The sequence below is a fragment of the Mesorhizobium sp. 8 genome (assembly GCF_006351905.1).
In the GTDB taxonomy this organism is placed as follows: domain Bacteria; phylum Pseudomonadota; class Alphaproteobacteria; order Rhizobiales; family Rhizobiaceae; genus Mesorhizobium; species Mesorhizobium composti.
The window spans coordinates 754,633-779,971 of record NZ_CP040914.1; the positions used below are offsets into that span (position 1 = coordinate 754,633).

General features: G+C 63.1%; 26 protein-coding genes. 19 read left to right on the plus strand and 7 right to left on the minus strand.

The genetic code is table 11. The annotated features are described in order from the left end of the window. Positions 1-265: 265 nt before the first annotated feature. A complete protein-coding gene (gene uvrA, locus FGU64_RS03485; protein WP_139950897.1) occupies positions 266-3,190 on the minus strand; it encodes an excinuclease ABC subunit UvrA in 2,925 nt (974 codons plus the stop codon). 732 nt (positions 3,191-3,922) lie between these two features. After that, positions 3,923-4,204 carry a hypothetical protein gene (locus FGU64_RS03490; protein ID WP_139950898.1) on the minus strand — a complete coding sequence of 94 codons (282 nt, stop codon included), beginning with the start codon at positions 4,202-4,204 and terminating at the stop codon, positions 3,923-3,925. A 225-nt stretch (positions 4,205-4,429) separates the two neighbouring features. On the opposite strand from FGU64_RS03490, the gene ssb reads away from it, so the two are divergent. Then, entirely contained in the window at positions 4,430-4,948 is a 519-nt protein-coding gene (gene ssb, locus FGU64_RS03495) for a single-stranded DNA-binding protein (RefSeq protein WP_136353853.1), read from the plus strand. Positions 4,949-4,999: 51 nt separating this feature from the next. Next, complete coding sequence (locus FGU64_RS03500; RefSeq protein ID WP_136353851.1) at positions 5,000-5,425, plus strand: OsmC family protein; 426 nt, start codon at positions 5,000-5,002, stop codon at positions 5,423-5,425. A gap of 16 nt (positions 5,426-5,441) precedes the next feature. Here FGU64_RS03500 and FGU64_RS03505 read toward each other — a convergent pair whose 3' ends face one another. Beyond that, the gene (locus tag FGU64_RS03505) at positions 5,442-6,071 is read right to left on the minus strand and encodes a MarC family protein (RefSeq protein ID WP_136353849.1); all 630 of its coding nucleotides are present in this window, start codon (positions 6,069-6,071) and stop codon (positions 5,442-5,444) included. A 388-nt stretch (positions 6,072-6,459) separates the two neighbouring features. Here FGU64_RS03505 and gyrA point away from each other — a divergent pair, with 388 nt between their 5' ends. Further along, the gene (gyrA, locus tag FGU64_RS03510) at positions 6,460-9,234 is read left to right on the plus strand and encodes a DNA gyrase subunit A (protein ID WP_139950899.1); all 2,775 of its coding nucleotides are present in this window, start codon (positions 6,460-6,462) and stop codon (positions 9,232-9,234) included. Further along, complete coding sequence (locus tag FGU64_RS03515) at positions 9,231-9,719, plus strand: GNAT family N-acetyltransferase (protein WP_139950900.1); 489 nt, start codon at positions 9,231-9,233, stop codon at positions 9,717-9,719. Before gyrA ends, FGU64_RS03515 begins: the two co-directional genes overlap by 4 nt. 42 nt (positions 9,720-9,761) lie before the next feature. Here FGU64_RS03515 and FGU64_RS23695 read toward each other — a convergent pair whose 3' ends face one another. After that, positions 9,762-9,896 (minus strand): hypothetical protein, encoded by a 135-nt coding sequence (locus tag FGU64_RS23695; RefSeq protein ID WP_269142495.1) that lies wholly within the window; start codon positions 9,894-9,896, stop codon positions 9,762-9,764. A 225-nt stretch (positions 9,897-10,121) separates the two neighbouring features. Between FGU64_RS23695 and FGU64_RS03520 the strand changes: the two genes are divergently transcribed. From FGU64_RS03520 to FGU64_RS03540, 5 genes are all read left to right on the plus strand, one after another. After that, positions 10,122-11,177, plus strand: coding sequence for a PAS domain S-box protein (locus FGU64_RS03520; RefSeq protein ID WP_139950901.1), 1,056 nt, complete (start codon positions 10,122-10,124; stop codon positions 11,175-11,177). Between the two features lie 73 nt (positions 11,178-11,250). Then, complete coding sequence (gene coaD / locus FGU64_RS03525; protein WP_139950902.1) at positions 11,251-11,751, plus strand: pantetheine-phosphate adenylyltransferase; 501 nt, start codon at positions 11,251-11,253, stop codon at positions 11,749-11,751. Between the two features lie 19 nt (positions 11,752-11,770). Next, positions 11,771-12,355: a peptidylprolyl isomerase gene (locus FGU64_RS03530; RefSeq protein ID WP_139950903.1), complete on the plus strand. Its 585-nt coding sequence runs from the start codon at positions 11,771-11,773 to the stop codon at positions 12,353-12,355. Between the two features lie 30 nt (positions 12,356-12,385). Continuing rightward, positions 12,386-12,901 (plus strand): peptidylprolyl isomerase, encoded by a 516-nt coding sequence (locus tag FGU64_RS03535; protein ID WP_139950904.1) that lies wholly within the window; start codon positions 12,386-12,388, stop codon positions 12,899-12,901. Positions 12,902-12,920: 19 nt separating this feature from the next. Continuing rightward, positions 12,921-13,370: a DMT family transporter gene (locus tag FGU64_RS03540; RefSeq protein WP_139950905.1), complete on the plus strand. Its 450-nt coding sequence runs from the start codon at positions 12,921-12,923 to the stop codon at positions 13,368-13,370. A gap of 10 nt (positions 13,371-13,380) precedes the next feature. Here FGU64_RS03540 and FGU64_RS03545 read toward each other — a convergent pair whose 3' ends face one another. Next, on the minus strand, positions 13,381-14,034 hold the full coding sequence (locus FGU64_RS03545; protein ID WP_139950906.1) for a dihydrofolate reductase family protein: 654 nt from the start codon (positions 14,032-14,034) through the stop codon (positions 13,381-13,383). A 145-nt stretch (positions 14,035-14,179) separates the two neighbouring features. On the opposite strand from FGU64_RS03545, the gene queA reads away from it, so the two are divergent. Further along, on the plus strand, positions 14,180-15,283 hold the full coding sequence (gene queA, locus FGU64_RS03550) for a tRNA preQ1(34) S-adenosylmethionine ribosyltransferase-isomerase QueA (RefSeq protein ID WP_139950907.1): 1,104 nt from the start codon (positions 14,180-14,182) through the stop codon (positions 15,281-15,283). On the opposite strand, the gene FGU64_RS03555 is transcribed toward queA, so the two are convergent. Further along, a complete protein-coding gene (locus tag FGU64_RS03555; protein ID WP_139950908.1) occupies positions 15,271-15,666 on the minus strand; it encodes a GFA family protein in 396 nt (131 codons plus the stop codon). The two genes, queA and FGU64_RS03555, sit on opposite strands and share 13 nt — an antisense overlap. A gap of 136 nt (positions 15,667-15,802) precedes the next feature. Between FGU64_RS03555 and tgt the strand changes: the two genes are divergently transcribed. The 9 genes from tgt (at position 15,803) to FGU64_RS03600 (ending at position 24,444) form a co-directional block, all read left to right on the plus strand. After that, positions 15,803-16,936, plus strand: coding sequence for a tRNA guanosine(34) transglycosylase Tgt (gene tgt / locus FGU64_RS03560; RefSeq protein WP_139950909.1), 1,134 nt, complete (start codon positions 15,803-15,805; stop codon positions 16,934-16,936). Between the two features lie 104 nt (positions 16,937-17,040). Further along, on the plus strand, positions 17,041-17,445 hold the full coding sequence (locus FGU64_RS03565; RefSeq protein WP_139950910.1) for a DoxX family protein: 405 nt from the start codon (positions 17,041-17,043) through the stop codon (positions 17,443-17,445). A gap of 98 nt (positions 17,446-17,543) precedes the next feature. Then, positions 17,544-17,780 (plus strand): Lrp/AsnC family transcriptional regulator, encoded by a 237-nt coding sequence (locus tag FGU64_RS03570; RefSeq protein ID WP_136353824.1) that lies wholly within the window; start codon positions 17,544-17,546, stop codon positions 17,778-17,780. A 169-nt stretch (positions 17,781-17,949) separates the two neighbouring features. Continuing rightward, positions 17,950-19,362: a circularly permuted type 2 ATP-grasp protein gene (locus FGU64_RS03575; RefSeq protein WP_180375623.1), complete on the plus strand. Its 1,413-nt coding sequence runs from the start codon at positions 17,950-17,952 to the stop codon at positions 19,360-19,362. Positions 19,363-19,537: 175 nt separating this feature from the next. Further along, positions 19,538-20,479, plus strand: a complete 942-nt coding sequence (locus tag FGU64_RS03580) for an alpha-E domain-containing protein (protein ID WP_139955255.1) — start codon at positions 19,538-19,540, stop codon at positions 20,477-20,479. Position 20,480: 1 nt separating this feature from the next. Next, positions 20,481-21,275 (plus strand): transglutaminase family protein, encoded by a 795-nt coding sequence (locus tag FGU64_RS03585; protein ID WP_139950911.1) that lies wholly within the window; start codon positions 20,481-20,483, stop codon positions 21,273-21,275. 31 nt (positions 21,276-21,306) lie between these two features. Beyond that, complete coding sequence (locus tag FGU64_RS03590) at positions 21,307-22,038, plus strand: proteasome-type protease (RefSeq protein WP_139950912.1); 732 nt, start codon at positions 21,307-21,309, stop codon at positions 22,036-22,038. A gap of 102 nt (positions 22,039-22,140) precedes the next feature. Next, positions 22,141-23,553, plus strand: a complete 1,413-nt coding sequence (locus FGU64_RS03595; RefSeq protein WP_139950913.1) for a pyridoxal-dependent decarboxylase — start codon at positions 22,141-22,143, stop codon at positions 23,551-23,553. A 123-nt stretch (positions 23,554-23,676) separates the two neighbouring features. Beyond that, positions 23,677-24,444: a DeoR/GlpR family DNA-binding transcription regulator gene (locus tag FGU64_RS03600; RefSeq protein WP_139950914.1), complete on the plus strand. Its 768-nt coding sequence runs from the start codon at positions 23,677-23,679 to the stop codon at positions 24,442-24,444. Between the two features lie 269 nt (positions 24,445-24,713). Here FGU64_RS03600 and FGU64_RS03605 read toward each other — a convergent pair whose 3' ends face one another. Next, positions 24,714-25,184, minus strand: a complete 471-nt coding sequence (locus FGU64_RS03605; protein ID WP_139950915.1) for a BA14K family protein — start codon at positions 25,182-25,184, stop codon at positions 24,714-24,716. Between the last annotated feature and the right edge of the window lie 155 nt (positions 25,185-25,339).

The window sequence follows — 25,339 nt, forward strand, 5'->3', positions numbered from 1 at the left end:
GAAGAGAGGCCTCATAGCCGATTGTCTTTGGGACTGGATCGTAAGGCATAAAAGAAGCCAAGTAACCCAAATGGGGTATGCGCAACTTTCCGTTGCACCTTAAAGGTTGATTCTTACGATCCCGGTTCTTTGGCTCGGGGGCATCGCACAGTTCCCAACGGCTGTGCCGGTTGCTATACGCCGGGGGGCGAAACGGGCGGGTCGAAAGGCTCGCCCGTCCTTTTTCAGGACCGGCCGATCACCGACGACCCGCCGACAGCGGCAGCTATTCAGCCGCTTCGCGCTTGCCTTTCGGCCGCCGCTCCAGAAGTTCCTTCAGGAATTCCCCGGTATAGCTGCGCGGCTCGGCCACGATGTCCTCAGGCGTGCCGCTGGCGACCAGCTCACCACCGCCGTCGCCGCCTTCGGGACCGAGATCGAGAATCCAGTCGGCGGTCTTGATGACCTCCAGATTGTGCTCGATGACGACCACCGTATTGCCCTGGTTGACCAGTTCCTGGAGCACTTCCAAAAGCTTGGCGACGTCATGGAAATGCAGGCCGGTCGTCGGCTCGTCGAGGATATAGAGCGTCTTGCCGGTCGCCTTGCGCGACAGTTCCTTGGCCAGCTTGATGCGCTGCGCCTCACCGCCCGACAGCGTGGTCGCCTGCTGGCCGATGTGGATGTAGCCGAGGCCGACATCCTTCAGCGTCTGCAGCTTGTCGCGCACCGCCGGCACGGCCGAGAAGAAGTCGACACCTTCCTCCACGGTCATGTCGAGCACGTCTGCGATCGACTTGCCTTTGAAGGTGACGTCCAGCGTCTCGCGATTGTAGCGCTTGCCGTGGCAAACATCGCAGGTCACGTAGACGTCGGGCAGGAAGTGCATCTCGATCTTGATGACGCCGTCGCCCTGGCAGGCCTCGCAGCGGCCACCCTTGACGTTGAAGGAGAAGCGGCCCGGCTGGTAGCCGCGCGCCTTGGCTTCAGGCAGGCCGGCGAACCAGTCGCGGATCGGCGTGAAGGCGCCGGTATAGGTGGCCGGGTTGGAGCGCGGCGTGCGGCCGATCGGCGACTGGTCGATGTCGATCACCTTGTCGAGGAACTCCAGCCCCTCGATACGATCATGCTCGGCCGGATGCTCCCGGCTGCCCATGATGCGCCGCGAAGCCGCCTTGAACAGCGTCTCGATCAGGAAGGTGGACTTGCCGCCGCCCGAAACGCCGGTCACGCAGGCGAAGGTGCCGAGCGGAATTTCCGCCGTGACGTCCTTGAGGTTGTTGCCTCGCGCGCCGACCACCTTGATGCGCTTGCCTTTCTTGCCTGCGCGCCGCTGGTCCGGGACCGCGATCTCCAGCTCGCCCGACAGATATTTGCCGGTGATGGAATTGGGATTGGCCATGATTTCGCGCGGCGTGCCCTGGGCGATGACGCGGCCGCCGTGGATGCCGGCCGCCGGCCCGATATCGACCACATAGTCGGCATGCAGGATGGCATCCTCGTCATGTTCGACGACGATCACCGTATTGCCGATGTCGCGCAGGTGCTTGAGCGTATCGAGCAGGCGGGCATTGTCGCGCTGGTGCAGGCCGATGGACGGCTCGTCCAGCACATAGAGCACGCCGGTCAGGCCGGAACCGATCTGCGAGGCGAGCCTGATGCGCTGGCTCTCGCCGCCCGACAGCGTGCCTGAATTGCGCGCCAGCGTCAGGTAGTCGAGGCCGACATCATTGAGGAAGCGTAGCCGCTCGCGGATTTCCTTGAGCACGCGCACGGCGATCTCGTTCTGCTTTTCGCTCAGTTGCCCCGGCAGATCGGTGAACCACTGGTCGGCCTTGCGGATGGATTGCTCGGTCACCTCGCCGATGTGTTTGCCGGCGATCTTCACCGCCAGCGCCTCAGGCTTGAGACGGTAGCCGTTGCAGGCAGGGCAGGGGGTGGCCGACATGAAGCGCTCGATCTCCTCGCGCATCCAGGCCGATTCCGTTTCCTTCCAGCGCCGCTCCAGGTTCGGGATCACGCCCTCGAAGGTCTTGGTCGTCTTGTAGGAACGTAGGCCGTCGTCGTAGTTGAACGTCACCTCGCGCTCGCCGGTGCCGTGCAGGATGGCGTCCTGCGCCTCCTTCGGCAGATCGGCGAACTTGTCTCCAAGCTTGAAGCCGTAGACTTTGCCGAGTGCCTCCAGGGTCTGCACGTAATAGGGCGAGGTCGATTTGGCCCACGGTGCGATGGCGCCGTTGCGCAGCGTCGCATTTTCGTCCGGGACCACCAGGTTCGGGTCGATGGCGCGCTGGCTGCCGAGGCCATCGCAGGTCGGACAGGCGCCGAACGGATTGTTGAAGGAAAACAGGCGCGGCTCGATCTCCGGAATGGTGAAGCCGGAGACCGGGCAGGCGAACTTTTCCGAGAACAGGATGCGTTCGTGGGTGTCGTTGGCCGATTTGTTGGCCGCACCGCCGTCGGCGGTCTCTTCCTTCGGCAGCGGGCGGTCGGCGAATTCCGCCACACACAGGCCGTCCGCCAGCTTCAGTGCCGTCTCGACGGAATCGGCGAGCCGCGTGCCGAGATCCGGCCGCACCGCGATGCGGTCCACCACGACGTCGATGTCGTGCTTGTACTTCTTGTCGAGCGCGGGCACGTCGGCGATCTCGTAGAAGGTGCCGTCCACCTTGACGCGCTGGAAGCCCTTCTTCTGCAACTCCAGCAGTTCCTTGCGGTACTCGCCCTTACGGCCGCGCACGATGGGAGCCATGATGTAGAGGCGCGTGCCTTCCTCCAGCGCCAGTACCCGGTCGACCATCTGCGACACGGTCTGGCTCTCGATCGGCAGGCCTGTCGCCGGTGAATAGGGAATGCCGACGCGTGCGAACAGAAGGCGCATGTAGTCGTAGATCTCGGTGACGGTGCCCACCGTCGAGCGCGGATTGCGGCTGGTCGTCTTCTGCTCGATGGAGATCGCTGGCGACAGCCCGTCGATCTGGTCGACGTCCGGCTTCTGCATCATCTCCAGGAACTGGCGCGCATAGGCAGAAAGGCTCTCGACATAGCGCCTCTGGCCCTCGGCATAAATGGTGTCGAAGGCGAGCGAGGATTTTCCGGACCCCGAAAGGCCGGTCATCACCACCAGCGAGTCCCGCGGCAGGTCGATATCGACGTTCTTGAGATTGTGTTCGCGCGCGCCGCGAATGGAAATGAACTTGTGGTCGGCCATGGCCGGTCCGCCGCCTCGATTTTCGCATTGTCGGGATGGCGGGGAGCCCCAGCCAGCCCTTCATGTAGGTATTTTCGCCGCCGCGTCGAGTGACGCCAGCCTCCGGAGAGGGTTTAACCGCCTTTGCAGCGCCCCGGCAAGCACAAAGAACAAAGGCTGAACGAGCTGCTGACAAGGTTATGGCAGGAATGGCGGCGAACCGGCGCGTCCACAGCACAGGAACGAAATCGTTTCGATCACAATTTTGTCGGCTGGCCATCTTCCGGTTGACGCAGCGGCATTGCGGTATCAAACTGCGGCAAGTCGATGAAGCCGAGCCTCCGCGAGGCGCTCCGAGCCGACCGGCGGCTTGCGAGGCGCCGCAAGCCACGAAGCAGGCTTCAGACGGCAGACACGCAACGGACAGAAGGAGCGAGGCATGACTCCACCGGACAGTCCCGAAAGGCTCCGCGTCTAGCTGGAGCCGCGGCGGAAACGGATGCCGTAGCCCAAGGCAAGCGGCGTGATCCATCTGCCGATTTCCCTACAATCAGAGACTGCTGTCGGATCGTCGGCTGAGTGCCGCGAAGCATCCGAATTCGAAAGCCGGTAAAACTTTCCCGGCGAAACATTGGGTTGACCCCAGAGAGGCCCCGTCCGCATTGCCAAGGCAGCGGCGGGGCCAATTCATGTCCATCGCCCGGCCATTTGGTAAGACGCGGGAACGGACAGGCCGTCGATCCGTAGCGAACGTTACCGCCGAGGCAGCGGCAGCGAACCGACACCGACGTCGATCGTCACGTTTCCGCTGATCCGCACATCCATGTCGCCGATCTTGAACTGGCCGGTTGGTGCGGAAGCGGCATCGTCGTCAGGCTCCGGCGCGGGCCGGACGATCCGATAGTCGCCCTGCACGCCGGGCAATTCCGTCTGCGTGGGGCGTTTAGCCGTCCCAGCGGCGAAAGCCGCCGGCATCACGGCGAAGATCAGGATTGCCGCGAGCGGAAAGGGCGTGGAAAGCGATTTGCCGATCATGGATGAAGTATAGCGCCGAACCAGCGGGGGAGCCAATGGCGGCAGTCGACGACCATCGCGATGCAACCATGTTGGACGCAAGCTGTTCTTGACACTATGCCTCGGCAGAATTAGAACATACAGAGAACAAAAACACTGTGGGTAAGCAGCGGCAAAACAGGCAGGCCGAGCCCTCAAGCTGTATGGTGCCAGAAAATTGGTTTCGGACGAGCGTGGAGAAAGTTCATGGCTGGCAGCGTCAACAAGGTCATTCTGGTCGGTAATCTCGGTGCCGATCCGGAAATCCGCCGGCTGAATTCCGGCGATCCGGTCGTCAATTTCCGCGTCGCCACATCGGAGACGTGGCGCGACAAGAGCTCCGGCGAGCGCCGGGAAAAGACCGAATGGCACAACGTCGTCGTCTTCAACGACCAGTTGGCCAAGGTCGCGGAGCAGTATCTGAAGAAGGGTATGAAGGTCTATGTCGAGGGCCAGTTGCAGACCCGCAAGTGGCAGGACCAGAACGGCCAGGACCGTTACACCACCGAGGTGGTGCTGCAGAAGTTCCGCGGCGAGCTGCAGATGCTCGACGCGCGCGGTCAGGGTGGCGAAGGCGGCCAGGTCGGCTACTCCGGCGGCAACCGCGACAGCTTCGGCCAGTCGGACAGCTATGGCGGCCGCGGCGGCGGAAGCCCGGCCCGCAGCGGCGGGGGTGGTGGCGGTGGCGGTGCCTCCCGCGAACTGGATGACGAGATCCCGTTCTGATCACGGCCGTTTTGAAGGCAGGCGGCAACGTTCCGGATAAGGGGATCGACAGTGAGAGCTCGAGTCAAATGGGTCGAGGAGCGCACCTTCGTCGGTGAATCCGGCAGCGGCCATAAGCTCGTCCTGGGGACCGCTTCCAGTCCCGAGGGACACACGCCGGGGCCGAGCCCGATGGAACTGGTGCTGATCGGCACCGGCGGCTGCTCGGCCTATGACGTCGTGCATATCCTGGAAAAGGGACGCGAGGCGATCGAGGATTGCGTTGTCGAACTTGACGCCGACCGCGCCGAGACCGAGCCGAAGGTTTTTACCCGCATCCACATGCACTTCATCGTCAAGGGCAGGGCGCTTTCGCATGACAAGGTCAAGCGGGCCATCGACCTGTCCATCGAGAAATACTGCTCCGCTTCGGCGATGATGGCCAAGACGGCGACGATCACGCACGATTTCGAAGTGGTCGATACGGCCGCGAAATAGTGCCGCCGGCGGCGCTCTATCCCGCCGCCAGTGCCTTGATGCCGTCCGCCACGAACTGCACCGCAAGGGCGGCCAGGATGACGCCGAGCAGGCGCGTCAGGATCGAGCGGCCGGTCTGGCCGAGCGCCTTGTCGATCCATTCGGAGAGCACGAACACCAGATAGGTGATGACCAGGCACAGGAAGATGATGCCGACCAGAACCGCGCGTCCGCCCACGCCGTGAAAGGAATCGGACAAAAGCACCGTCGCTGAGATCGCCCCCGGCCCGGCGATCAGCGGAATCGCCAGCGGGAAGGCGGCGATGTTCTGGATGTGATCGCGGGTGATCGCCACGTCCGAGATCTTCTCCTTGCGGTCCTGCCGCCGCTCGAACACCATTTCGAAGGCGATGAAGAACAGAAGGAAGCCGCCGGCGACGCGGAAGGCCGGCAGCGTGATACCGAACACCGTCAGGATCGAGGCGCCGGCGATGGCGAACAGCGCGATCACGGCGAAGCCGATGATCGAGGCGCGGATCGAGACCTGGCTGCGCTGCTCGCGGTTCATGCCGCGCGTCACGGCCAGGAACAGCGGCGCCAGACCGGGCGGATCGATCGTCACCAATATGGTGACGAAGGCATTGAACAGGCTGTCGAAATTCGGCATGGACGCCCCGCCGGCCTTTTTCCTCGCATCCCATTCGTAAAGCAAAGCGCCGGCCGTGAAAACAAGCTCGCCTGCGAATTCCGCTCCGCCGGGTGGAGTGCCGCACCTGTTCGATAACGGCCGCGCCCGGAGCGGCCGGCTATCTCCGTAAGGGACGTTGCGCGTGATTTCCGACGCCGGATTCACCCTCTCGATCGGTATCGCTATCCAGCGTCGTTCCGAGGCTTGTCGAAGCTTTTTGATTGCCGGCCATATCCTCTTGAAAGAAAAGGCGAAATGAGCGTTGGAAAACCATCGGTTTGAGGGCTGAAAAAGCCCTCTCGCATTGGAGAAACGGGCCGCGTTCCTATATAAGGATCAAGTGATTCCCTTTTCCGTGTGATCCGTTTTGACCGACCAGAAGACACCGCGCGGGCCGGATGGCCCTTCCGGCATAGAACCGGTTTCCATCGTCGAGGAAATGCAGCGCAGCTACCTCGATTACGCCATGAGCGTGATCGTGTCGCGCGCGTTGCCGGACGTGCGCGACGGCATGAAGCCGGTGCACCGGCGCATCCTCTATGCCTCGCACGAGAGTGGCTATCACTGGAACCGCAAGCATGTTAAGTCGGCGCGTCCTGTCTCCGACGTGATGGGTAAATACCATCCGCACGGCGACGCCTCGATCTACGACGCCCTCGTGCGCATGGCGCAGGACTGGTCGTTGCGCGTGCCGCTCATCGACGGGCAGGGCAATTTCGGCTCCATCGACGGTGATCCGCCGGCGGCCATGCGCTACACCGAGGCGCGGCTGACCAAGGTGGCGCACGAGCTTCTGGAGGATATCGACAAGGACACCGTCGATTTTCAGGAGAACTACGACGGCACAGACAGCGAGCCGCGCGTCCTGCCGGCGCGTTTCCCCAACCTTCTGGTCAACGGTGCCGGCGGCATCGCCGTCGGCATGGCCACCAACATCCCGCCGCATAACCTTTCCGAGGTCTGCGACGGTGCGATCGCCGTCATCGATAATCCGGCAATCGACCTGCCGGATCTGATGGACATCATTCCCGGTCCCGATTTCCCCACGGGCGGCCTCATCCTCGGCCGTTCCGGCATCTATTCGGCCTATTCCACCGGCCGCGGCTCCATCGTCATGCGTGGCAAGGTGCATGTGGAGGAGAGCCGCGGCGACCGCGAGGCCATCGTCGTCACCGAGGTTCCCTACCAGGTGAACAAGGCCACGATGATCGAGAAGATGGCCGAACTGGTGCGCGAGAAGCGCATCGAGGGCATCTCCGACATTCGCGACGAGAGCGACCGGCAGGGCTACCGCGTCGTCATCGAGTTGAAGCGCGACGCCAACGCCGAGGTCATCCTCAACCAGCTCTACCGCTTCACGCCGCTGCAAACCTCCTTCGGCGCCAACGTGGTTGCGCTGAATGGCGGCAAGCCGGAGGTGATGACGCTCATCGACATGCTGAAGGCGTTCGTCACCTTCCGCGAGGAGGTGGTGAGCCGCAGGACGAAATACCTGCTCAGGAGAGCGCGTGAGCGCGCCCATGTGCTGGTCGGCCTGGCGATCGCCGTGGCCAACATCGACGAGGTGATAAAACTGATCCGCAGCGCGCCGGACCCGCAGACGGCGCGCGACCAGTTGATGACGCGGCGCTGGCCTGCCGCCGATGTGGAGGCGCTGATCCGGCTGATCGACGACCCCCGTCACCGGATCAACGATGACGGCACCTACAACCTGTCGGAAGAGCAGGCTCGCGCCATCCTCGACCTGCGCCTGCAAAGGCTGACGGCGCTGGGTCGCGACGAGATCGCCGACGAATTGAACAAGATCGGCGCCGAAATCGCTGATTTCCTTGACATATTAGCCTCGCGCGCACGCATCCAGCAGATCGTCAAGGACGAGCTTGCCGCGGTGCGCGACGAGTTCGGCACGCCGCGCCGCACGGAGATTTCCGACGCCGGCTCCGACATGGAAGACGAGGACCTCATCCAGCGCGAGGATATGGTCGTCACCGTCACCCACGCCGGCTACATCAAGCGCGTGCCGCTGTCGATCTACCGGGCGCAGAACCGCGGCGGCAAGGGTCGCTCCGGAATGTCGACCAAGGACGAGGATTTCGTCACCCGCCTGTTCGTCGCCAACACGCACACGCCGGTGCTGTTCTTCTCCTCGCGCGGCATCGTCTACAAGGAAAAGGTCTGGCGCCTGCCCATCGGCAATCCCCAGTCGCGCGGCAAGGCGCTCATCAACCTGCTGCCGATCGAAAACGGCGACCGCATCACCGCTATCCTGCCGCTGCCGGACGAATCCGAGTGGGACAAGCTGGACGTGATGTTCGCCACAACGCGCGGCACGGTGCGGCGCAACAAGCTGTCCGATTTCGCCGACGTCAAGCGCAACGGCAAGATCGCCATGAAGTTCGAGGAGGAAGGCGATTCCATCCTTGCGGTCGAGACCTGCACCGACAACGACGACGTGCTGCTCACCGCCGACACCGGCCAGTGCATACGGTTCCGCGTTTCCGACGTGCGCGTTTTCGCCAGCCGCGCTTCGCAAGGCGTGCGTGGCATCACGCTCGGCGAGGGCGATCGCGCCATCTCCATGACCGTGATCGAGCATGTCGAGGCAAGCCCGGCCGAGCGCGCCGCCTATCTGAAGCGTTCGGCGCTGGAGCGGCGCGCCTCGTCCGCAGAGGCCGAGGAAGAGGTGACGCTGACCAACGAGGAGATCGGCGAGGAAGCGGAGCTTTCCGACGACCGCTACGAACTCCTCAAGGCGCATGAGCAGTTCGTGCTGACCGTCACCGAATTCGGCTACGGCAAGCGCTCGTCCTCCTATGATTTCCGCCTGACCAATCGCGGCGGCAAGGGCATCCGCGCCACCGATGTATCCAAGGTGGACGAGATCGGCCGCCTGGTGGCGACCTTCCCGGTCGGCAACGACGACCAGATCATGCTGGTGTCGGACGGCGGCACGGTCATCCGCGTGCCGGTATACAACATCCGCTTCGCTAGCCGCGCCACCAAGGGCGTGACGATCTTCAACACGGCCGATGGCGAAAAGGTGGTGTCGGTCGAGCGCATTTCCGAGCCGGAAGACGAGGACGACGAAATGCCGGTCGAGGGCAATGAAACGCCCGCACCGGACGGAGCCGACGGTGCATGAAAAAGGCATCCGGGGCGGACAGTGATGGCAGGATCCGGCTTGCCGGACCTGACGATCGTGGCGCCATCGAAGCCCTGACCGAGGAAGCCTATCGGCCCTACACTGAAGTGTTCGATGCGCCGCCGATACCGGTGACGGAAGATTACCGACCGCACATCGCCGCCGGCGGCGTCTGGCTCCTGGAAAGCGAGGGACGCTTGGCCGGCGTGATCGTCCTGGAAAACGAACCCGACCATCTGATGATCTTCAGCGTGGCGGTCTCGCCGCATTTTCAGGGCAGGGGGTTCGGCGTCCGATTGTTGCGCTGGGCCGAGGAGCGGGCGAGGGCGACCGGTCTGCCGGAAGTCCGCCTCTACACCAATGCCCGCATGGAAAAGAACATCGCGCTCTACAGCGCTTTCGGATTTACCGAGACGGGCCGGCGGGCCAATCCCATGCGGCCCGGCTGGACGCTTGTCGACATGGCGAAGCGGCTGGAAGGTTAGCCGCGAGCCACGACTCGTTACGGGAATTCGAAGCGAACGGGATCAGAAGCGACGATGGCCGAAACGGTCGATGCGCTTCGGTTCGTATTTGAGGCGCTGGGCCTCCTGATGCATGCCGAACACGGTAGCGATCAGCATGGCGACGGTCATTGCGGCGGCGAGCATGAAGATCATCATGGTTTGGTTCTCCTGGTCCCAATAACGGCCGGGCCGCGAATTGGTTTCACCCCACGCGATCATGAGTATGTGAGCAGGGTTTAACCGCTCCTGACCGGATCGTTCATCCGCGGTTCATCATTTCCGACATGGTTTCCAAAAGGTTCATGCCAAGTCACCGCCTGACCTTCGTGGCGTCGACGATGCCGTCTTTTCTTTTTGCCGTCCGCGCCTAAGCTTATGCACATGGCTGAGATTCTGGAAATTCATCCAAGATTGGTATTGCCGGCGGAGGCACGCCTCGCGGCGATCGTCGATTCTTCGTCTGACGCGATTGTCGGCAAGGATCTGAACAGCATCATCACGGACTGGAACCCGGCCGCGGAGAAGATGTTCGGCTATACGGCCGAGGAAGCGATTGGCCGTTCGGTGCTCATGCTCATTCCCGACAGCCTGCGCAGCGAAGAGATCGACATCATCGACAGGATAAAGCGGGGCGAGCGCCTCGCCAGCTTCGATACCATCCGGCAGCGCAAGGACGGTTCGCTCATCTTCGTCTCGCTTACCATATCCCCGATCAAGGATGCGGCGGGAAAGATCGTGGGAGCCTCCAAGATCGCCCGCGACATCACCGAGAAACGGGAATCCGAACGGCGCATCCGCACGCTGCTTCGCGAGGTCAACCATCGGGTGAAGAACCAGTTCGCCGTCATCCTGTCCATCATCCGGGAGACGGCGAAGCGCACCAGCGACAAGGACGACTTCATCGAGCATGTGCGCGAGCGCATCACCGGCCTGTCGCGGTCGCACGACCTGCTGGTGTCTTCCGACTGGTCAGGCGCCAGCCTGTTCGAACTGGTGCAGGAACACCTGAAGCCGTTCGGCCATGAGGAACGGATCACGCTTTCGGGGCCGCTGGTGATGCTGGCGCCGAACGCGGTGCAGTATCTCGGCATGGCGATCCATGAACTCGGTACCAATTCCGCCAAATATGGCGCGCTCGTCGATGCGGTCGGACGCATATCCATCACATGGCGGCTGCTGAAGCGCCCGGACGCGAACGAGGAATTCCAGTTGGTCTGGGAGGAAACCTCGGTGCCGCGGCAGACGGAAGCCGATATGTCAAGGCGCGGCTTCGGCAATGTCGTGCTTCAGCGCATAGCACCTCAATCGATGAACGGCACGAGCACGATCACGCGCGAGCCCGGGCATGTACGATGGGAACTCCAGGCGCCTGCGACCGCCGTGCTCGTCCAGCCAGCGACAGCGGCGGCTGAAGACACCGGCGATTTTGTGCTGTGAGCGCATGGCGTCCGGCGTACAAAGCCCGACGAGGCGAATTGCCTTTGAAAGATCGCCCGGCTAGAAGCCTGCCATGAGCGAACGCACCGCCCTTTACGCCGGCTCCTTCGACCCGTTGACCAACGGCCACCTCGATGTGCTCAAGGCCTCGCTTGCGGTGGCCGACACCGTCTATGCGGCTATCGGCATCCATCCCGGCAAGAAGCCGCTGTTTTCCTTCGAGGAACGCGTGGCGCTGATCGAAGCCGTCTCCAAAGCGGAATTGGGCTCCGACCACGCCCGCATCAGGGTCGTCGCCTTCGACGGGCTGGTGGTGGACTCGGCCCATAGACATGGCTGCACGATCATGATCCGCGGGCTGCGCGACGGCACCGATCTCGACTATGAGATGCAGATGGCGGGTATGAACGAGACGATGGCGCCGGACCTGCAGACCGTGTTTCTGCCGGCAAGCCCCTCGGTGCGCACCATTACCGCCACACTCGTGCGCCAGATTGCCTCGATGGGCGGCGACATCCGCCCCTTCGTGCCGGCCGCCGTTGCCGGCGCGCTTACCGCCAAGTTCACGAAATAAGTTTCACTGGAGACACTCCATGAAGTTCAAGGGCCTTGCCGCCTTCGTCGTTCTCGCCGGCCTTGCCGCCGGTTCCGTTTCGGCGCTCGCCGCCGATGCGGAAAACACCATGGTCATCACGCTGAAGGACGGCGACGTGACGGTCGCGCTACGGCCCGACCTGGCGCCCAAGCACGTCGCGCAAATCAAGAAGCTGGTGCGCGAGCATGCCTACGACAACGTCGCCTTCCACCGCGTCATCGATGGCTTCATGGCGCAGACGGGCGACGTCAAGTTCGGCAACATGAAGAAGGGGTTTGATCCGAACCTCGCCGGTACCGGCGGCTCGGACCTGCCGGACCTGCCGGCCGAATTCACCACCAAGACGCATTTCGTGCGCGGCGTCGTCGGCATGGCGCGCGCACAAGACCCGAATTCGGCCAACTCGCAGTTCTTCATCATGTTCGCGCCGGCGCCGCCGCTCGATGGCCAGTACACCATCGTCGGCGAGGTCGAGAGCGGCATGGATGCCGTCGACAAGATCAAGAAGGGCGATGACGCGCAGAACGGTGCCGTGGCCGACCCGGACCGCATGATCAAGGTCCGCATCGCGGCGGATAAGTAGTTTTCGATCCAATCACGAAGGGATTTTCATATGGCTGAGATCAAGGACCGCGAGAACGCGCTCATCATGGAGACGACCAAGGGCAAGGTCGTCATCGAAATGTTCCCGGAGCTGGCGCCGGGTCATGTCGCCCGCATCAAGGAACTGGCACGTGAGGGCGCCTATGACGGCGTCGTGTTCCACCGCGTCATCGACGGCTTCATGGCGCAGACCGGCGACGTCAAGTTCGGCAATTCGAGCAAGCCGTCTTTCGCGCCGTCGCGCGCGGGCATGGGCGGATCCGACAAGCCGGACCTGAAGGCCGAGTTCTCCAACGTCAATCATGGCCGCGGCACCTGCTCGATGGCGCGCGCCCAGAACCCGAACTCGGCCAACTCACAGTTCTTCATCTGCTTCGACGACGCCTCCTTCCTGAACCGCCAGTATACGGTCTGGGGTCAGGTGATCGAGGGCATGGAGAATGTCGACAAGATCGAGCGCGGCGAGCCGGTCAAGAATCCCGACAAGATCGTATCGATGAAGGTCGCGGCGGACGTCGCGGCCTGAACATGGTTCGGGAAAATCAATGATGGCGCTCGTCTGGTCGCTGCTCGGCATTCTGTCGGGCGCCTTCATCGCCATTCAGGCGCCGATCAACGCGCAGTTGGCGCGCGGCCTCGGCCTGCCGGTGGCAGCCGCCTTCTTCTCCTTCCTCTCCGGCAGCGTGGTCCTCGGCATCGTCACCGTTGCCATGACACGCGCAGGAGGGATTTCGCTCGACTGGAAGGCGCCGGCGCCGTGGCTGTTCGTGGCCGGCGGTGTCCTGGGCGGCTTCTATGTCACCCTTTCGACAATCCTGATCCCGCGCCTCGGCGCGGCGGCTCTGATGGCCTTCCTGGTCGCCGGGCAGCTCATCGCGGGTATGCTGCTGGACCGCATCGGATTCCTCGGTTTTGCAGTGCGGGAAATATCGCTCGGCCGCATCGCCGGAGCGGTTCTGCTGCTTGCCGGCGCGCTGCTGGTTCGGTTTAGCTGAGAAGCTGGTTCTACTGCTTCGTCACCATGACATGCGTGGCGTTTTCCGTGGCTTCCCTCGAGGCGACGGCGTAGCCGAGTGCGCGAAGGTCCAGCCCGGCGAACAGGTTTTCGCCCTGGCCAAGCAGCACCGGGCTGACGGCAAGGTGCATCTCGTCGATAAGCCGCTCCTCAAGATACTGCCGCACGGTCGAGACGCCGCCACCGATCTTCACGTCGAGCGTTCCAGCCGCCGCTTTGGCCTGTTCGAGCGCCGATCTGATGCCGTCGGTGATGAAATAGAACGTCGTTCCCCCTTCCATCACGATCGGATCGCGTGGGTAGTGGGTAAGAACGAAGGTCGGCGCGTGATAGGGCGGGTTGTCGCCCCACCAGCCTTTCCATTGATCGTCCGGCCATTCGCCGCGGATCGGGCCGAACATGTTGCGGCCGAGGATGAAGGCGCCGAAGCCGTCCATCGAGCGAAAGGCATATTCGTTGTCGACGCCGTCCGTTCCTTCCGGACCGCCCGGTTCGGCGTGCATGGCGCGGAACGTCCTGGTGGGAAAGAACCACTGGAAAATTTCCGGCCCCCGCTTGCCGAGCGGGAATTCCAGGCTCTGATCGGTTCCGGCTGAAAAGCCGTCGAGTGAAACGCCGAAGCCGGCGACGCGTACCTTACCCACAACGCTCTCCCATGGCTGATCGTCTTCGAAAGCAGCAGAAGTCTACCGATCTGATTGCATTTTGCAATTAGTTAGATGGCGCCTCCTGACATGGCGCGGCAACAAGGCGGTGGCGGGAGGACGTGGATCGGGCTATGCCGCAGCCATGAAAGTGGACCTGTTCGATTTCGACCTGCCGGAAGACCGCATCGCCTTGCGCCCCGCCGACCCGCGCGACACGGCGCGGCTTCTGGTGGTGAAGTCCGGCGAGAAGCTGACCGACCGCACCGTGCGTGACCTTCCTTCGCTGCTGCGGGCCGGTGACGTGCTGGTGTTCAACGACACCAAGGTCATCCCGGCGCAGTTGCGCGGGCTTCGCCGGCGTGGCGACAACGTCGCCCAGGTCGAGGCGACGCTGCACATGCGCACTGCGTCGGACCGATGGCTGGCCTTCATGCGGCCGGGCAAGCGTATCGTTGCCGGCGACCGCATTCATTTCGGCCACGACGGCAATTCCTGCTTCCTCGGTCAGCTCGACGCCACGGTGCTGGAAAAGCATGACGGCGGCGAGGCGTTGCTCGGCTTCGACGTTTCCGGCGCGTTCCTGGACGAAGCGCTGCACGCGGTCGGCCACATCCCGCTGCCGCCCTACATCGCCTCCAAACGCGATGACGATGCGCGCGACCTGGAGGATTACCAGACCGTCTATGCGCGGGAGGAGGGGGCAGTGGCGGCGCCCACCGCCGGCCTGCATTTCACGCCGGACCTGATGGCCGCGCTGGACGCCGCCGGCATAGAACGGCGCTTCGTCACCTTGCACGTCGGCGCTGGCACCTTCCTGCCGGTAAAGGCCGACGATACCGCAGACCACAAGATGCATGCCGAGGTCGGCACCGTGTCGCCGGAAACGGCGGCGGCGCTGAATGCGGCCCGAGCGAGGGGCGGGCGCATCGTCGCCGTCGGCACCACCTCGCTGCGCCTGCTGGAAAGCGCCGCAAGGGAAGACGGCAGCATCGCCCCGTGGTCCGGCCCCACGGATATCTTCATCACGCCGGGCTACCGGTTCCGCACGGCGGACATGCTGACGACCAACTTCCACCTGCCGCGCTCGACACTGTTCATGCTGGTATCGGCGTTTTCGGGATTGGACACGATGCGCGAAGCCTACCGCCATGCCATCGAGACCGGCTACCGCTTCTATTCCTATGGCGATTCCAGCCTGTTGTTCCGCCACGACAGCTCGGAATCTTCCAGCGTTCAGAACCAGTAATCGGCGACGCGCCTGCCGTCGCGCGGCAGGTCCTCGAAGGTATTCAAGCCGTCGAAATGATCGATGGGAATGTCGGCGACCGCTTCCGGTTCGGCCAGCCTGACGTTCACCGCCATGCGCCGGCGGCCGCTCTTCTTCCCCACCCGGTTCGCTCGCCACGAGACGACGCAGCCGCATTCGGGACAGAAATTGAAATCCAGGTGCTTCTCGCCGCGCGCATAGGCTTTCGTCGGGCCGATTACTGTAACGTCCTCACCCTCGTGGCCGTAGATCCACAGAACGCCATAGCGCCGGCAGACCGTACAGTTGCAAGCTGTGGCACCTTCCGGCGTCGCCTCGAAGCGCCAGCGCACGGCGCCGCAGTGGCAGGAACCCTCGATCATCCTTCGATCCTCGGTTCTTTGATCGTACACGCCGGCAGCGTATGCGGGCGGGCTTAGCCCGGCAAGTCATGGCGATATGCCGTGCGTCCGCAGCCTCCCGATTGTCTTGGAACGCCATCGCCGCTAAGGGCAGGGCATGAGCCAATCCTTCACGTTTTCCGTTCTCGCCACCGACGGCAAGGCCCGCCGCGGTGAAATCTCGATGCCGCGCGGCACGATCCGCACGCCGGCCTTCATGCCCGTCGGCACCGGCGGCACCGTCAAGGCCATGTATATGGAGCAGGTGCGCGGCGTCGGCGCCGATACCATCCTCGGCAACACCTACCACCTGATGCTGCGTCCGGGCGCCGAGCGTGTCGCGCGCCTCGGCGGCCTGCACGAATTCGCACGCTGGCCGTGGCCGATCCTGACCGATTCCGGCGGCTTCCAGGTCATGTCACTGTCGAAACTCAGGAAGCTTACCGAAACCGGCGTCACGTTCCGTTCGCATGTCGACGGCGTGCGTTATGAACTGACGCCGGAACGGTCCATCGAGATTCAGGGCCTGCTCGATTCCGATATCCAGATGCAGCTCGACGAATGCGTGGCGCTGCCGGCGGAAAGGAAGGAGATCGAGCGCGCTATGGAGATGTCGCTGCGCTGGGCCGAACGCTGCAAGGCGGCTTTCGGCGACCAGCCCGGCAAGGCGATGTTCGGCATCGTGCAGGGCGGCGACGATGCGGCGCTGCGCGTACGGTCGGCGCAGGCGCTGGCGGCCATGAATCTCAAGGGTTATGCGGTCGGTGGCCTTGCGGTCGGCGAGCCGCAGGCGGTGATGCTGGAAATGCTCGACATCACCTGTCCCGAACTGCCGGCGGACAAGCCGCGCTACCTGATGGGCGTCGGCACGCCGGACGATATCCTGAAATCGGTGGCGCGCGGCATCGACATGTTCGATTGCGTGATGCCGACGAGGGCAGGGCGGCACGGCCTCGCCTATACACGGCGGGGCAAGGTGAACCTGCGCAATGCCCGCCATGCCGACGACCACCGCCCGCTGGACGAGGAAAGCGCCTGTCCGGCGGCGCGGGACTATAGTCGCGCCTACCTGCACCACCTCGTGCGTTCGCAGGAAGCGCTCGGCGCCATGCTGCTGACCTGGAACAATCTCGCTTATTACCAGAGCCTCATGCAGGATATCCGTGCCGCTATCGAGGCGCGAAACTTTGCGGCGCGAGCCGCCGAAATCACAGAGGGCTGGGCGCGCGGCGATATCCCGCCGCTTGCCTGACAGAAAGTTGATATTAAACGTCATCTTTGTGAATTGCCTGCGGTGATCAAATCACCGAGATGCCCGATCGCGCATCCAGAACCATCAACGCAAAGCGAGGACGAATGATTTCGGAAAACCAACTCGGCACCGTGTGGGCGCCGCGGCTGCTGTCGGTGCTGCGCATCATGGCGGCCCTGCTGTTCATGGCGCACGGCACGATGAAGCTGTTCGGCTTTCCCGATTCCGGCAGGCCAGGTCCCGAGCTGTTTTCGCTGATGGGGTTCGCCGGCACGCTGGAAATTGTCGGCGGCGCGCTCCTCGTGATCGGCCTTTTCACGCGCCCCGTCGCTTTCATCCTGTCGGGCATGATGGCAGTCGCCTACTTCATGGCGCACGCGCCGCAGGGCTTCCACCCGATCCAGAACGGCGGCGAAAGCGCCATCCTGTTCTGCTTCGTCTTCCTCTATCTGGTCGCCGCCGGTGCAGGATCGTGGAGCGTCGACGCCGCGCGCCGGCAGGCCAGCTGAAACGTCCGATACTGGTGCTTGAAAGGCCGGCGCCTGTCTGCCACAAGGCCTGACGGCGGTGCGTTCAAGGCACTGCCGATAGCCAGCGAGGCGAGACGATGAAGACGTTTTTCGTGCAGTTCAAATGCGAACTCGGCAAGGCCTACGAGGTCGCCAGCGCGCTGGCAGATGCCGAGATCGCCTCCGAGATTTATTCGACCGCCGGCAATTTCGACCTGATGGCCAAGTTCTACATCAGCGACGATGAGGACGTCGGCCACTTCGTCAACGAGAAGGTGCAGGTCATTCCCGGCATCAAGGACACCTTCACGACGGTGACCTTCCGCGCCTTCTGACCGCGCGCCAGATTGCCGTTTCCGTGGGCACGGCGTGCCTGCGATCCGGCTTTTGCGCCCACCGGTTGGGCAAGACGCCCGCCGCCGGTATTCTTGTCCGGCAAATCATCGAATACGCTTGATTTTTCCGCACTTCCGCCCTTCAAATGGAGAAGAGGGGAGTGCGCGATTGGCAGCATTCGACGAAATGCTTCCGGAATCTTCCGGACCGAGGCGGCCTTACACGGCCTACGATCGCTGGCTGAAAGAACAGGACCCCGCCAGACTTACCCAGAAGACGCAGGATGCCGAGCGCGTCTTCCGCAAGACGGGCATCACCTTCGCCGTCTACGGCGAACAGGAAGCGTCCGAGCGCCTGATTCCCTTCGATATCGTGCCGCGCATCATTTCCGGCCAGGAATGGCGGCGGCTGACGCAGGGCATCGAGCAGCGCGTCCAGGCGCTCAACGCCTTTCTTGACGACATCTACCATCGCCAGGAGATCCTCAGGGCAGGGCGCATACCGAAGGAACTGGTCGCCGGTAACGAGGCGTTCCTGCCGGAGATGATCGGAGTGCGGCCACCGGCCGGTGTGTACACCCACATCATCGGCGTCGACATCGTGCGCACTGGCGAGAACGATTTCTTCGTGCTTGAGGACAATGCCCGCACCCCCTCCGGCGTATCCTATATGCTGGAGAACCGCGAGACGATGATGCAGCTCTTCCCCGAGCTGTTCCAGAAGATCAAGGTCCGCCCGGTGGAGAACTATCCGGCGCTGCTGCGCCGCTCGCTGGCGGCGGTCAAGCCGGAAAGCACGAGCGGCACTCCTACCGTCGCGGTGCTGACGCCCGGCAGTTACAACTCCGCCTATTTCGAGCACGCCTTCCTCGCCGACCAGATGGGCGTACAGCTTGTCGAGGGACCGGACCTGCGCGTCGTCGACGGTCACGTCGCCATGCGGACCACGGAAGGGTTCAAGCAGATCGACGTGCTCTACCGCCGCGTCGACGACGCTTTCCTCGATCCGCTCACCTTCCGGCCGGATTCGGCGCTGGGTATCCCCGGCATCATGGACGTCTACCGCGCCGGCAACATCACCATCGCCAATGCGCCGGGCACAGGCATCGCCGACGACAAGGCGATCTATTCCTACATGCCCGAGATCGTCGAATTCTACACTGGCCGCAAGGCGATCCTCGGCAACATCCCGACCTGGCGCTGTTCGGAGCCGGACAGCCTGAAATACGTGCTGGAACACATCGCCGAACTGGTGGTGAAGGAGGTGCACGGTTCCGGCGGCTACGGCATGCTGGTCGGGCCGACCGCGTCGAAGAAGGAATGCGAGGCCTTCACCGAGAAACTCAAGGCGAAGCCCTCGAACTACATCGCCCAGCCGACGCTGGCGCTGTCGACCTGCCCGATCCTGACCGAGAAAGGCCTGGCGCCCCGCCATGTCGATCTGCGCCCCTACGTGCTGGTGTCCGACCGCATCCAGATCGTGCCGGGCGGCCTCACGAGGGTTGCACTGAAGGAAGGTTCGCTGGTCGTGAACTCGTCGCAGGGCGGGGGAACGAAGGATACGTGGGTGCTGGATGATTAGGGCAGTAAGGCAGTAGGGGCAGTATGGCAATTGGTCTCTTCGAAAAGCAGAGGAAAGTAGCGCTGCAAACCGCAGGGGAAGGCAGTCCGTGGCCGCTTCTTCAATCGGTGTTTTCTTGTCCTACTGCCCTATTGCCGTACTGCCCTACCGCCCTCCTTGGCAGAGCGAACTGACCATGCTTCTCGGCCGCAACGCCAACGGTCTTTACTGGATGAACCGCTATATCGAGCGGGCCGAGAATATGGCGCGGCTTGTGGATGCAGGGCTGCGTATGGCGCTGACCCGCACGCAGGGGGCAGCCGAGGAATGGGCCTCCGTCGTCATCAGCGCCGGTTCCGATGTCGCTTACGGACAGAAGTACCAGGAGCATTCGGCAGCCCACGTTTCCGACTTCCTGCTGCGCGACACGTCGAATCCCTCAAGCGTCATGGCCTCGATCGAGACGGCCCGTTTCAACGCCCGCATGGTGCGAACGGCGCTGACGCGCGAGACGTGGGAATCGATCAACGAAGCCTGGATGGCGCTGAAGCGCATGCTGGCCAAGCCGATCGACGAGCGCGACCTGCCGACCGTGCTCGACGCCATCAAGCGCGAGACGGCGCTGATCCGCGGTGCCTTCTACGGCACCATGCTGCGCAACGAAATCTTCGACTTCTCGCAGCTCGGCACCTATGTCGAGCGCGCCGACAACACCGCCCGCATTCTCGACGTCAAATACTACGTGCTGTTGCCGTCGATCTCCTGGGTCGGCTCGACGCTCGACAACTATCAGTGGGAATCCATCCTGCGCTCGGTCTCGGCGCATCGTTCCTATCGCTGGGTCTACGAGGCCGAATACAAGCCCACCAACATAGCCGACTATCTTATCCTCAACGCGCGCATGCCGCGTTCGCTCACCTTCTGCTACCGTTTCGTCATCGAGCATCTCGATTTCCTTGCCCGCGACTACGGCGCCCGCCATGCCTGTCACGACACCGCCGAGTGCATCCACAAGATGCTCAAGGTCGGATCCATCAAGGACATCTTCGACGCCGGCCTGCACGAATTTCTGACGGGCTTCATCCGCGAGAACACGCGGCTCGGCGACCAGATCGCCCTTGACTACCGGTTCTACTAGCATGCAGTTGAGGATCACCCACCGCACCGAGTACAGCTACGACGCGCCGCTGGCCTATGCCTTGCAAAGGCTGCGCCTCGTTCCCGCAGACGGGCCGACCCAGACCGTCAAGTCATGGAGCCTGAGCATCGACGGAGCGGGCGAGGAAGTGCGCTTCCAGGACCAATTCGGCAACGACACCAGGCTGCTCAGCGTCGAGGGCACGCCGCACACCATCGCCATTGAGGTCGGCGGCGAAGTCGACACGCACGACAAGGCCGGCGTGGTCGGCCCGCACCGTGGCTTCGCGCCGCTCTGGCTGTTCCGCCGCGAGACACCGCTGACCACGGCAGGCGAGGGGGTCCGCGATCTCGTTTCCTCCCTGCCGGACGGGTCCGAACTCGATCGGCTGCACGCCCTGATGACGACGGTCGGCGCCCGCGTGCGGTATACGCCCGGAACCACCAGCACAGAGACCTCGGCCGAGGAAGCGCTGAAGCTCGGGGCAGGGGTGTGTCAGGATCACAGCCACGTCTTCGTCTCGGCCGCGCGGACGATGGGAGTTCCCGCGCGCTACGTCAGCGGCTACCTGATGATGGACGGCACCACCGTCCAGGCGGCGAGCCATGCCTGGGCCGAGGCGCACATTGAGGGGTTGGGCTGGGTCGCTTTCGACGCCGCCAATGGCATTTCGCCCGACGAGCGCTATGTACGGGTGGCGACAGGTCTCGACTATCGCGATGCCATGCCCGTTTCCGGCATCCGTCTCGGGCAGGCTCAGGAACAGCTTGCGGTCACGATCACCGTAGAGCAGTAATCCCCCACCGAAGGATGCCAAGAGGGATTCGATGACCTATTGCGTCGGATTGAAGATCGACCGTGGCCTCGTGTTCATGTCGGACACGCGCACCAATGCCGGCATGGATTCGATCTCCACCTTCCGCAAGATGCATGTCTGGGAGCAACCGGGCGAGCGGGTGATCGTGCTGATGTCGGCAGGCAACCTGGCAACGACGCAAGCGGTGGTCAGCCTGCTCGACGAGCGCTGCAAGGCGATTTCCGAGCGTCACCAGACGGTGCTGGAAACGCCGTCGATGTACCAGACGGCGCGTCTCGTCGGCGACACGGTGAAGGAGGTGATCGCCTCGGCGGCGCCCGTCGGCGAGAAGGCGGATTCCTATTTCAATGCGTCCTTCGTTCTCGGCGGCCAGATCAAGGGCAGCGAGCCGCGCCTGTTCATGATCTATCCGGAAGGCAATTTCATCGAATCGACCGAAGACACCCCTTTCTTCCAGATCGGCGAGACAAAATACGGCAAGCCCATCATCATCCGCGCTTACGATCGCGAAATGAGCGTTGCCGAGGCGGTCAAGCTGATGCTGGTGTCCTTCGATTCGACACTCAAATCCAACCTGTCGGTCGGCCTGCCGCTCGATCTTCTGTTCTATGGACGCGACAGCTTCAGGATCGAGCTGAAGCAGCGTATCGGCCAGGACGATCCCTACTACCGCACGATATCCGACGGCTGGTCGAAGGCGCTCAAGGCGGCTTTCCAGCAATTGCCGGATTTCCCCGGCTGAGCGTATGCCTTCGTTGGCAGTTAGCTCGACGATAATTTATGTGTTAATTATATAGCATTGCCGCCGAGCCGGCGGGCATGACGATCCAGGCGGAGGACGGCGATGGACGGCAAGGAATTTCATGACTGGTCGTTGCGCGCAGCCGAATGGGGCGCCGCCTATCGTGCCTCCCTGCGTGACCGGCCGGTGCGCCCGCCGATGAATCCCGGCGCGGTTTTCGACAGCATCGAGGCCTCGCCGCCCGAGCAGCCGCAGTCGATGGAGACGATCTTCGCCGATTTCGAAGAGAAGATCGTGCCGGGCATGACGCATTGGCAGCACCCGCGCTTCTTCGCCTATTTTCCGGCCAACGCCGCCCCTGTCTCGGTGGTCGCCGAATATCTGGTCTCGGCCATGGCGGCCCAGTGCATGCTGTGGCAAACCTCACCTGCAGCGACAGAGCTGGAGACACGCACTGTCGACTGGATGCGCCAGGCGCTTGGGCTGCCCGAAGGCTTTGCCGGCGTCATCCAGGATTCGGCATCCTCCGCGACGCTCGCCGCCGTGCTGACCATGCGTGAGAAGGCGCTCGACTGGCTGGGCAACGGCAAGGGGTTGGCCGGCCAGCCGGCGGTTCGGATCTATGCTTCCGATCAGGTGCACACCTCGATCGACCGCGCCATATGGGTGGCCGGCATCGGCGAGGCCAATCTGGTCCGCATTCCCACCAAGGGGCGCTGGCGGGCGATGGACACGCAAGCGCTGGAAGCGGCCATTACCGCCGACCGCGCCGCCGGCCTGCTGCCGGCGGGCATCGTCGCCTGCGTCGGCGGCACCAGCACCGGGGGAACCGACGACATCGCGGCAACCGCCGAGGTGGCGCGACGCCACGGGCTCTACCTGCATGTCGACGCCGCCTGGGCCGGTTCGGCGATGATCTGCCCGGAATTCCGGCATTTCTGGACCGGCATTGAGCGGGCCGATTCCATCGTCTTCAACCCGCACAAGTGGCTCGGCGCGCAGTTCGACTGCTCGATCCAGTTCCTGCGCGATCCCGCAAGCCATGTGCGAACGCTGGCGATCAAGCCCGACTATCTGAAGACGCACGGTCATGACGGCATCGTCAACTATTCCGAATGGTCGGTGCCGCTCGGCCGCCGCTTCCGGGCGCTGAAACTGTGGTTCCTGCTGCGCGCGCACGGGCTGGAAAATCTCAGGCAGATGATCCGCAACCATGTCGCCTGGAGCGAGGCGCTCGCCGCTCGGCTGGCGCGCGAGCCGGATTTCGAGATCGTCACCGAACCGATGCTGTCGCTGTTTTCCTTCCGCCATCGCACACCGGCTGAGGCGGATAGTGACGCTCACAACCTCGCACTCGTCAATGCCATCAACGACGATGGCCGCATCTACCTTACCCAGACGAAAACCGAGGGGCGCGTCGCCATCCGCTTCCAGGCCGGCCAGTTCGAAGCGACGGAGGCCGACGTGGTGGGAGCGTTCGACGTCATCACCGAAATCGCCCGGCGTACCGCCTGAACCGCGACACCATGCAGCGACAAGGTTTTCCTCGTCGGCAGCGCTTTCCAACAGCCGTCTCAAGCCTTCCCAATGCTTTCGTTTTCAACTATGAATCCGGAAAACGAAAACGGGAGGGATTCAATGTATCTGCCGCCGCGCCATGCCGAGATCGTCCAGATGGCCAAGGACAACGGCCGGGTATTGGTGGAAGAACTGGCGGCGCATTTTTCGGTGACGCCGCAGACGATCCGCAAGGACCTCAACGACCTGTGCGAACAGCGGCAGCTTACCCGCATTCACGGCGGCGCACTGTTTCCTTCCGGCATCGAAAACGTCGAGTACGAGGCGCGCCGCAAGATCGCCGCCGACGAGAAGGAAGCGATCGGCCGTGCCGCCGCGCGACTGATCCCCGACAACGCCTCGCTGTTCATCAACATCGGCACCACGACGGAAGCCGTCAGCAAGGCGCTTCTGGACCACAGCGGCCTTATGGTCATCACCAACAACATCAATGTTGCCAACAGGATGCGCGTCTATCCTTCGATAGAGGTGGTGATCGCCGGCGGCGTCGTGCGCGGTTCGGACGGCGGCATCGTCGGCGAGGCGGCGGTCGACTTCATCAAGCAGTTCAAGGTCGATTATGCTGTCATCGGCGCCTCGGCCATCGACCATGACGGCGCGCTGCTCGACTTCGACTTTCGCGAAGTGAAAGTGGCGCAGGCGATCATCGCCAACACACGCCACGTCATCCTGGTCGCCGACCAGACGAAATTCGAACGGACGGCGCCAGTACGCATCGGCCATCTCAGCCAGGTCAACACCTTCATCACCGACACCTGCAGCATTCCCTCGGTCCGCAAGGTCTGTCAGGAGGCCGAGGTGAATCTGATCGAAACCTCGCATTCCTGACGGCATTTGCGGTCGCAGGCACCGAGGTTCACGATTTCGTTTGACATTCGTTATAAGCTCGAAATAATTCCCATCAGGTTTCGGAACAGCCAGAAATGCTGTGATACGAAATCGCGGGAGGCAAAGGTGGGCGAGTCCCCGATCCAGGACATTTTCATCATCGGTGGCGGCATGACGCGGTGAGGCGTACGCTCAGCCGACGCTGATCCTCACCGACGCGAAAAAGCCCGCGCTACAGCGCGGGCTTCACTACATGCTATGCTATCGCCTCAATAAGGCGACACGCACTGCTGGCGCGGCCCATGATAGGGCTGGAAGGTATTGTCATACGCACGATAGGAGCGATACCGATTATAGCACCAGCGCACATGCGCGCTGTCGCCGCGATAGACGCGCGGGGGCGGCCGGTCATTGGCAATGGCACCGCTGATGATGGCGCCTGTCGCGAAGGCCGCGAGCGGGAACCAGAAATCGCCATGCCGGCGATAGCCTGGACGCCAGCGGTCGTAGCCGCGATGGCCGCGCCAGTAATGAGTGCGGCCGCGGTCGCCACGCCAATGCCTGTTATGATGCCTGCGCCAGACATAGTCGGCGGAGTCGACCTTCACCACGTCCGAAGCCGAAGGCGTGGCACCCTGCATCTGTGCGGGAAGGGGGACGGCAGCGGCAGGGGCCATCGACGCGACAGCGAAGCTGGCTGCCAGAGTGGTCGCCAAAAGACCCGATACGAATTTGTTCATCGTCTTCTCCTGAGGGCTTGATGGATGTCCCTTTGGTCACGAAACGATCCAACGATCTTATTGTTCCGGTTGTTCCGGCCGGCGCGTCCGTGTCGAGCGGCCTTCCGCCGGGCTGATGCAGCGGCGCTGAAACAAAGTTGTGGGGTGGATTCGCG

Bases quoted from the DNA above. Each gene is read 5' to 3' on its own strand.
- FGU64_RS03570 (WP_136353824.1), top strand. From the start codon at position 17,544: ATGAAGACGTTTTTCGTGCAGTTCAAATGCGAACTCGGCAAGGCCTAC.
- FGU64_RS03555 (WP_139950908.1), bottom strand. From the start codon at position 15,666: ATGATCGAGGGTTCCTGCCACTGCGGCGCCGTGCGCTGGCGCTTCGAG.
- FGU64_RS03520 (WP_139950901.1), top strand. From the start codon at position 10,122: ATGGCTGAGATTCTGGAAATTCATCCAAGATTGGTATTGCCGGCGGAG.
- uvrA (WP_139950897.1), bottom strand. From the start codon at position 3,190: ATGGCCGACCACAAGTTCATTTCCATTCGCGGCGCGCGCGAACACAAT.
- FGU64_RS03595 (WP_139950913.1), top strand. From the start codon at position 22,141: ATGGACGGCAAGGAATTTCATGACTGGTCGTTGCGCGCAGCCGAATGG.
- FGU64_RS03505 (WP_136353849.1), bottom strand. From the start codon at position 6,071: ATGCCGAATTTCGACAGCCTGTTCAATGCCTTCGTCACCATATTGGTG.
- FGU64_RS03540 (WP_139950905.1), top strand. From the start codon at position 12,921: ATGATGGCGCTCGTCTGGTCGCTGCTCGGCATTCTGTCGGGCGCCTTC.
- FGU64_RS03535 (WP_139950904.1), top strand. From the start codon at position 12,386: ATGGCTGAGATCAAGGACCGCGAGAACGCGCTCATCATGGAGACGACC.
- FGU64_RS03490 (WP_139950898.1), bottom strand. From the start codon at position 4,204: ATGATCGGCAAATCGCTTTCCACGCCCTTTCCGCTCGCGGCAATCCTG.
- FGU64_RS03585 (WP_139950911.1), top strand. From the start codon at position 20,481: ATGCAGTTGAGGATCACCCACCGCACCGAGTACAGCTACGACGCGCCG.
- coaD (WP_139950902.1), top strand. From the start codon at position 11,251: ATGAGCGAACGCACCGCCCTTTACGCCGGCTCCTTCGACCCGTTGACC.
- FGU64_RS03580 (WP_139955255.1), top strand. From the start codon at position 19,538: ATGCTTCTCGGCCGCAACGCCAACGGTCTTTACTGGATGAACCGCTAT.
- ssb (WP_136353853.1), top strand. From the start codon at position 4,430: ATGGCTGGCAGCGTCAACAAGGTCATTCTGGTCGGTAATCTCGGTGCC.
- queA (WP_139950907.1), top strand. From the start codon at position 14,180: ATGAAAGTGGACCTGTTCGATTTCGACCTGCCGGAAGACCGCATCGCC.
- tgt (WP_139950909.1), top strand. From the start codon at position 15,803: ATGAGCCAATCCTTCACGTTTTCCGTTCTCGCCACCGACGGCAAGGCC.
- FGU64_RS03515 (WP_139950900.1), top strand. From the start codon at position 9,231: ATGAAAAAGGCATCCGGGGCGGACAGTGATGGCAGGATCCGGCTTGCC.
- FGU64_RS03530 (WP_139950903.1), top strand. From the start codon at position 11,771: ATGAAGTTCAAGGGCCTTGCCGCCTTCGTCGTTCTCGCCGGCCTTGCC.
- FGU64_RS03600 (WP_139950914.1), top strand. From the start codon at position 23,677: ATGTATCTGCCGCCGCGCCATGCCGAGATCGTCCAGATGGCCAAGGAC.
- FGU64_RS23695 (WP_269142495.1), bottom strand. From the start codon at position 9,896: ATGATGATCTTCATGCTCGCCGCCGCAATGACCGTCGCCATGCTGATC.
- FGU64_RS03605 (WP_139950915.1), bottom strand. From the start codon at position 25,184: ATGAACAAATTCGTATCGGGTCTTTTGGCGACCACTCTGGCAGCCAGC.
- FGU64_RS03590 (WP_139950912.1), top strand. From the start codon at position 21,307: ATGACCTATTGCGTCGGATTGAAGATCGACCGTGGCCTCGTGTTCATG.
- FGU64_RS03565 (WP_139950910.1), top strand. From the start codon at position 17,041: ATGATTTCGGAAAACCAACTCGGCACCGTGTGGGCGCCGCGGCTGCTG.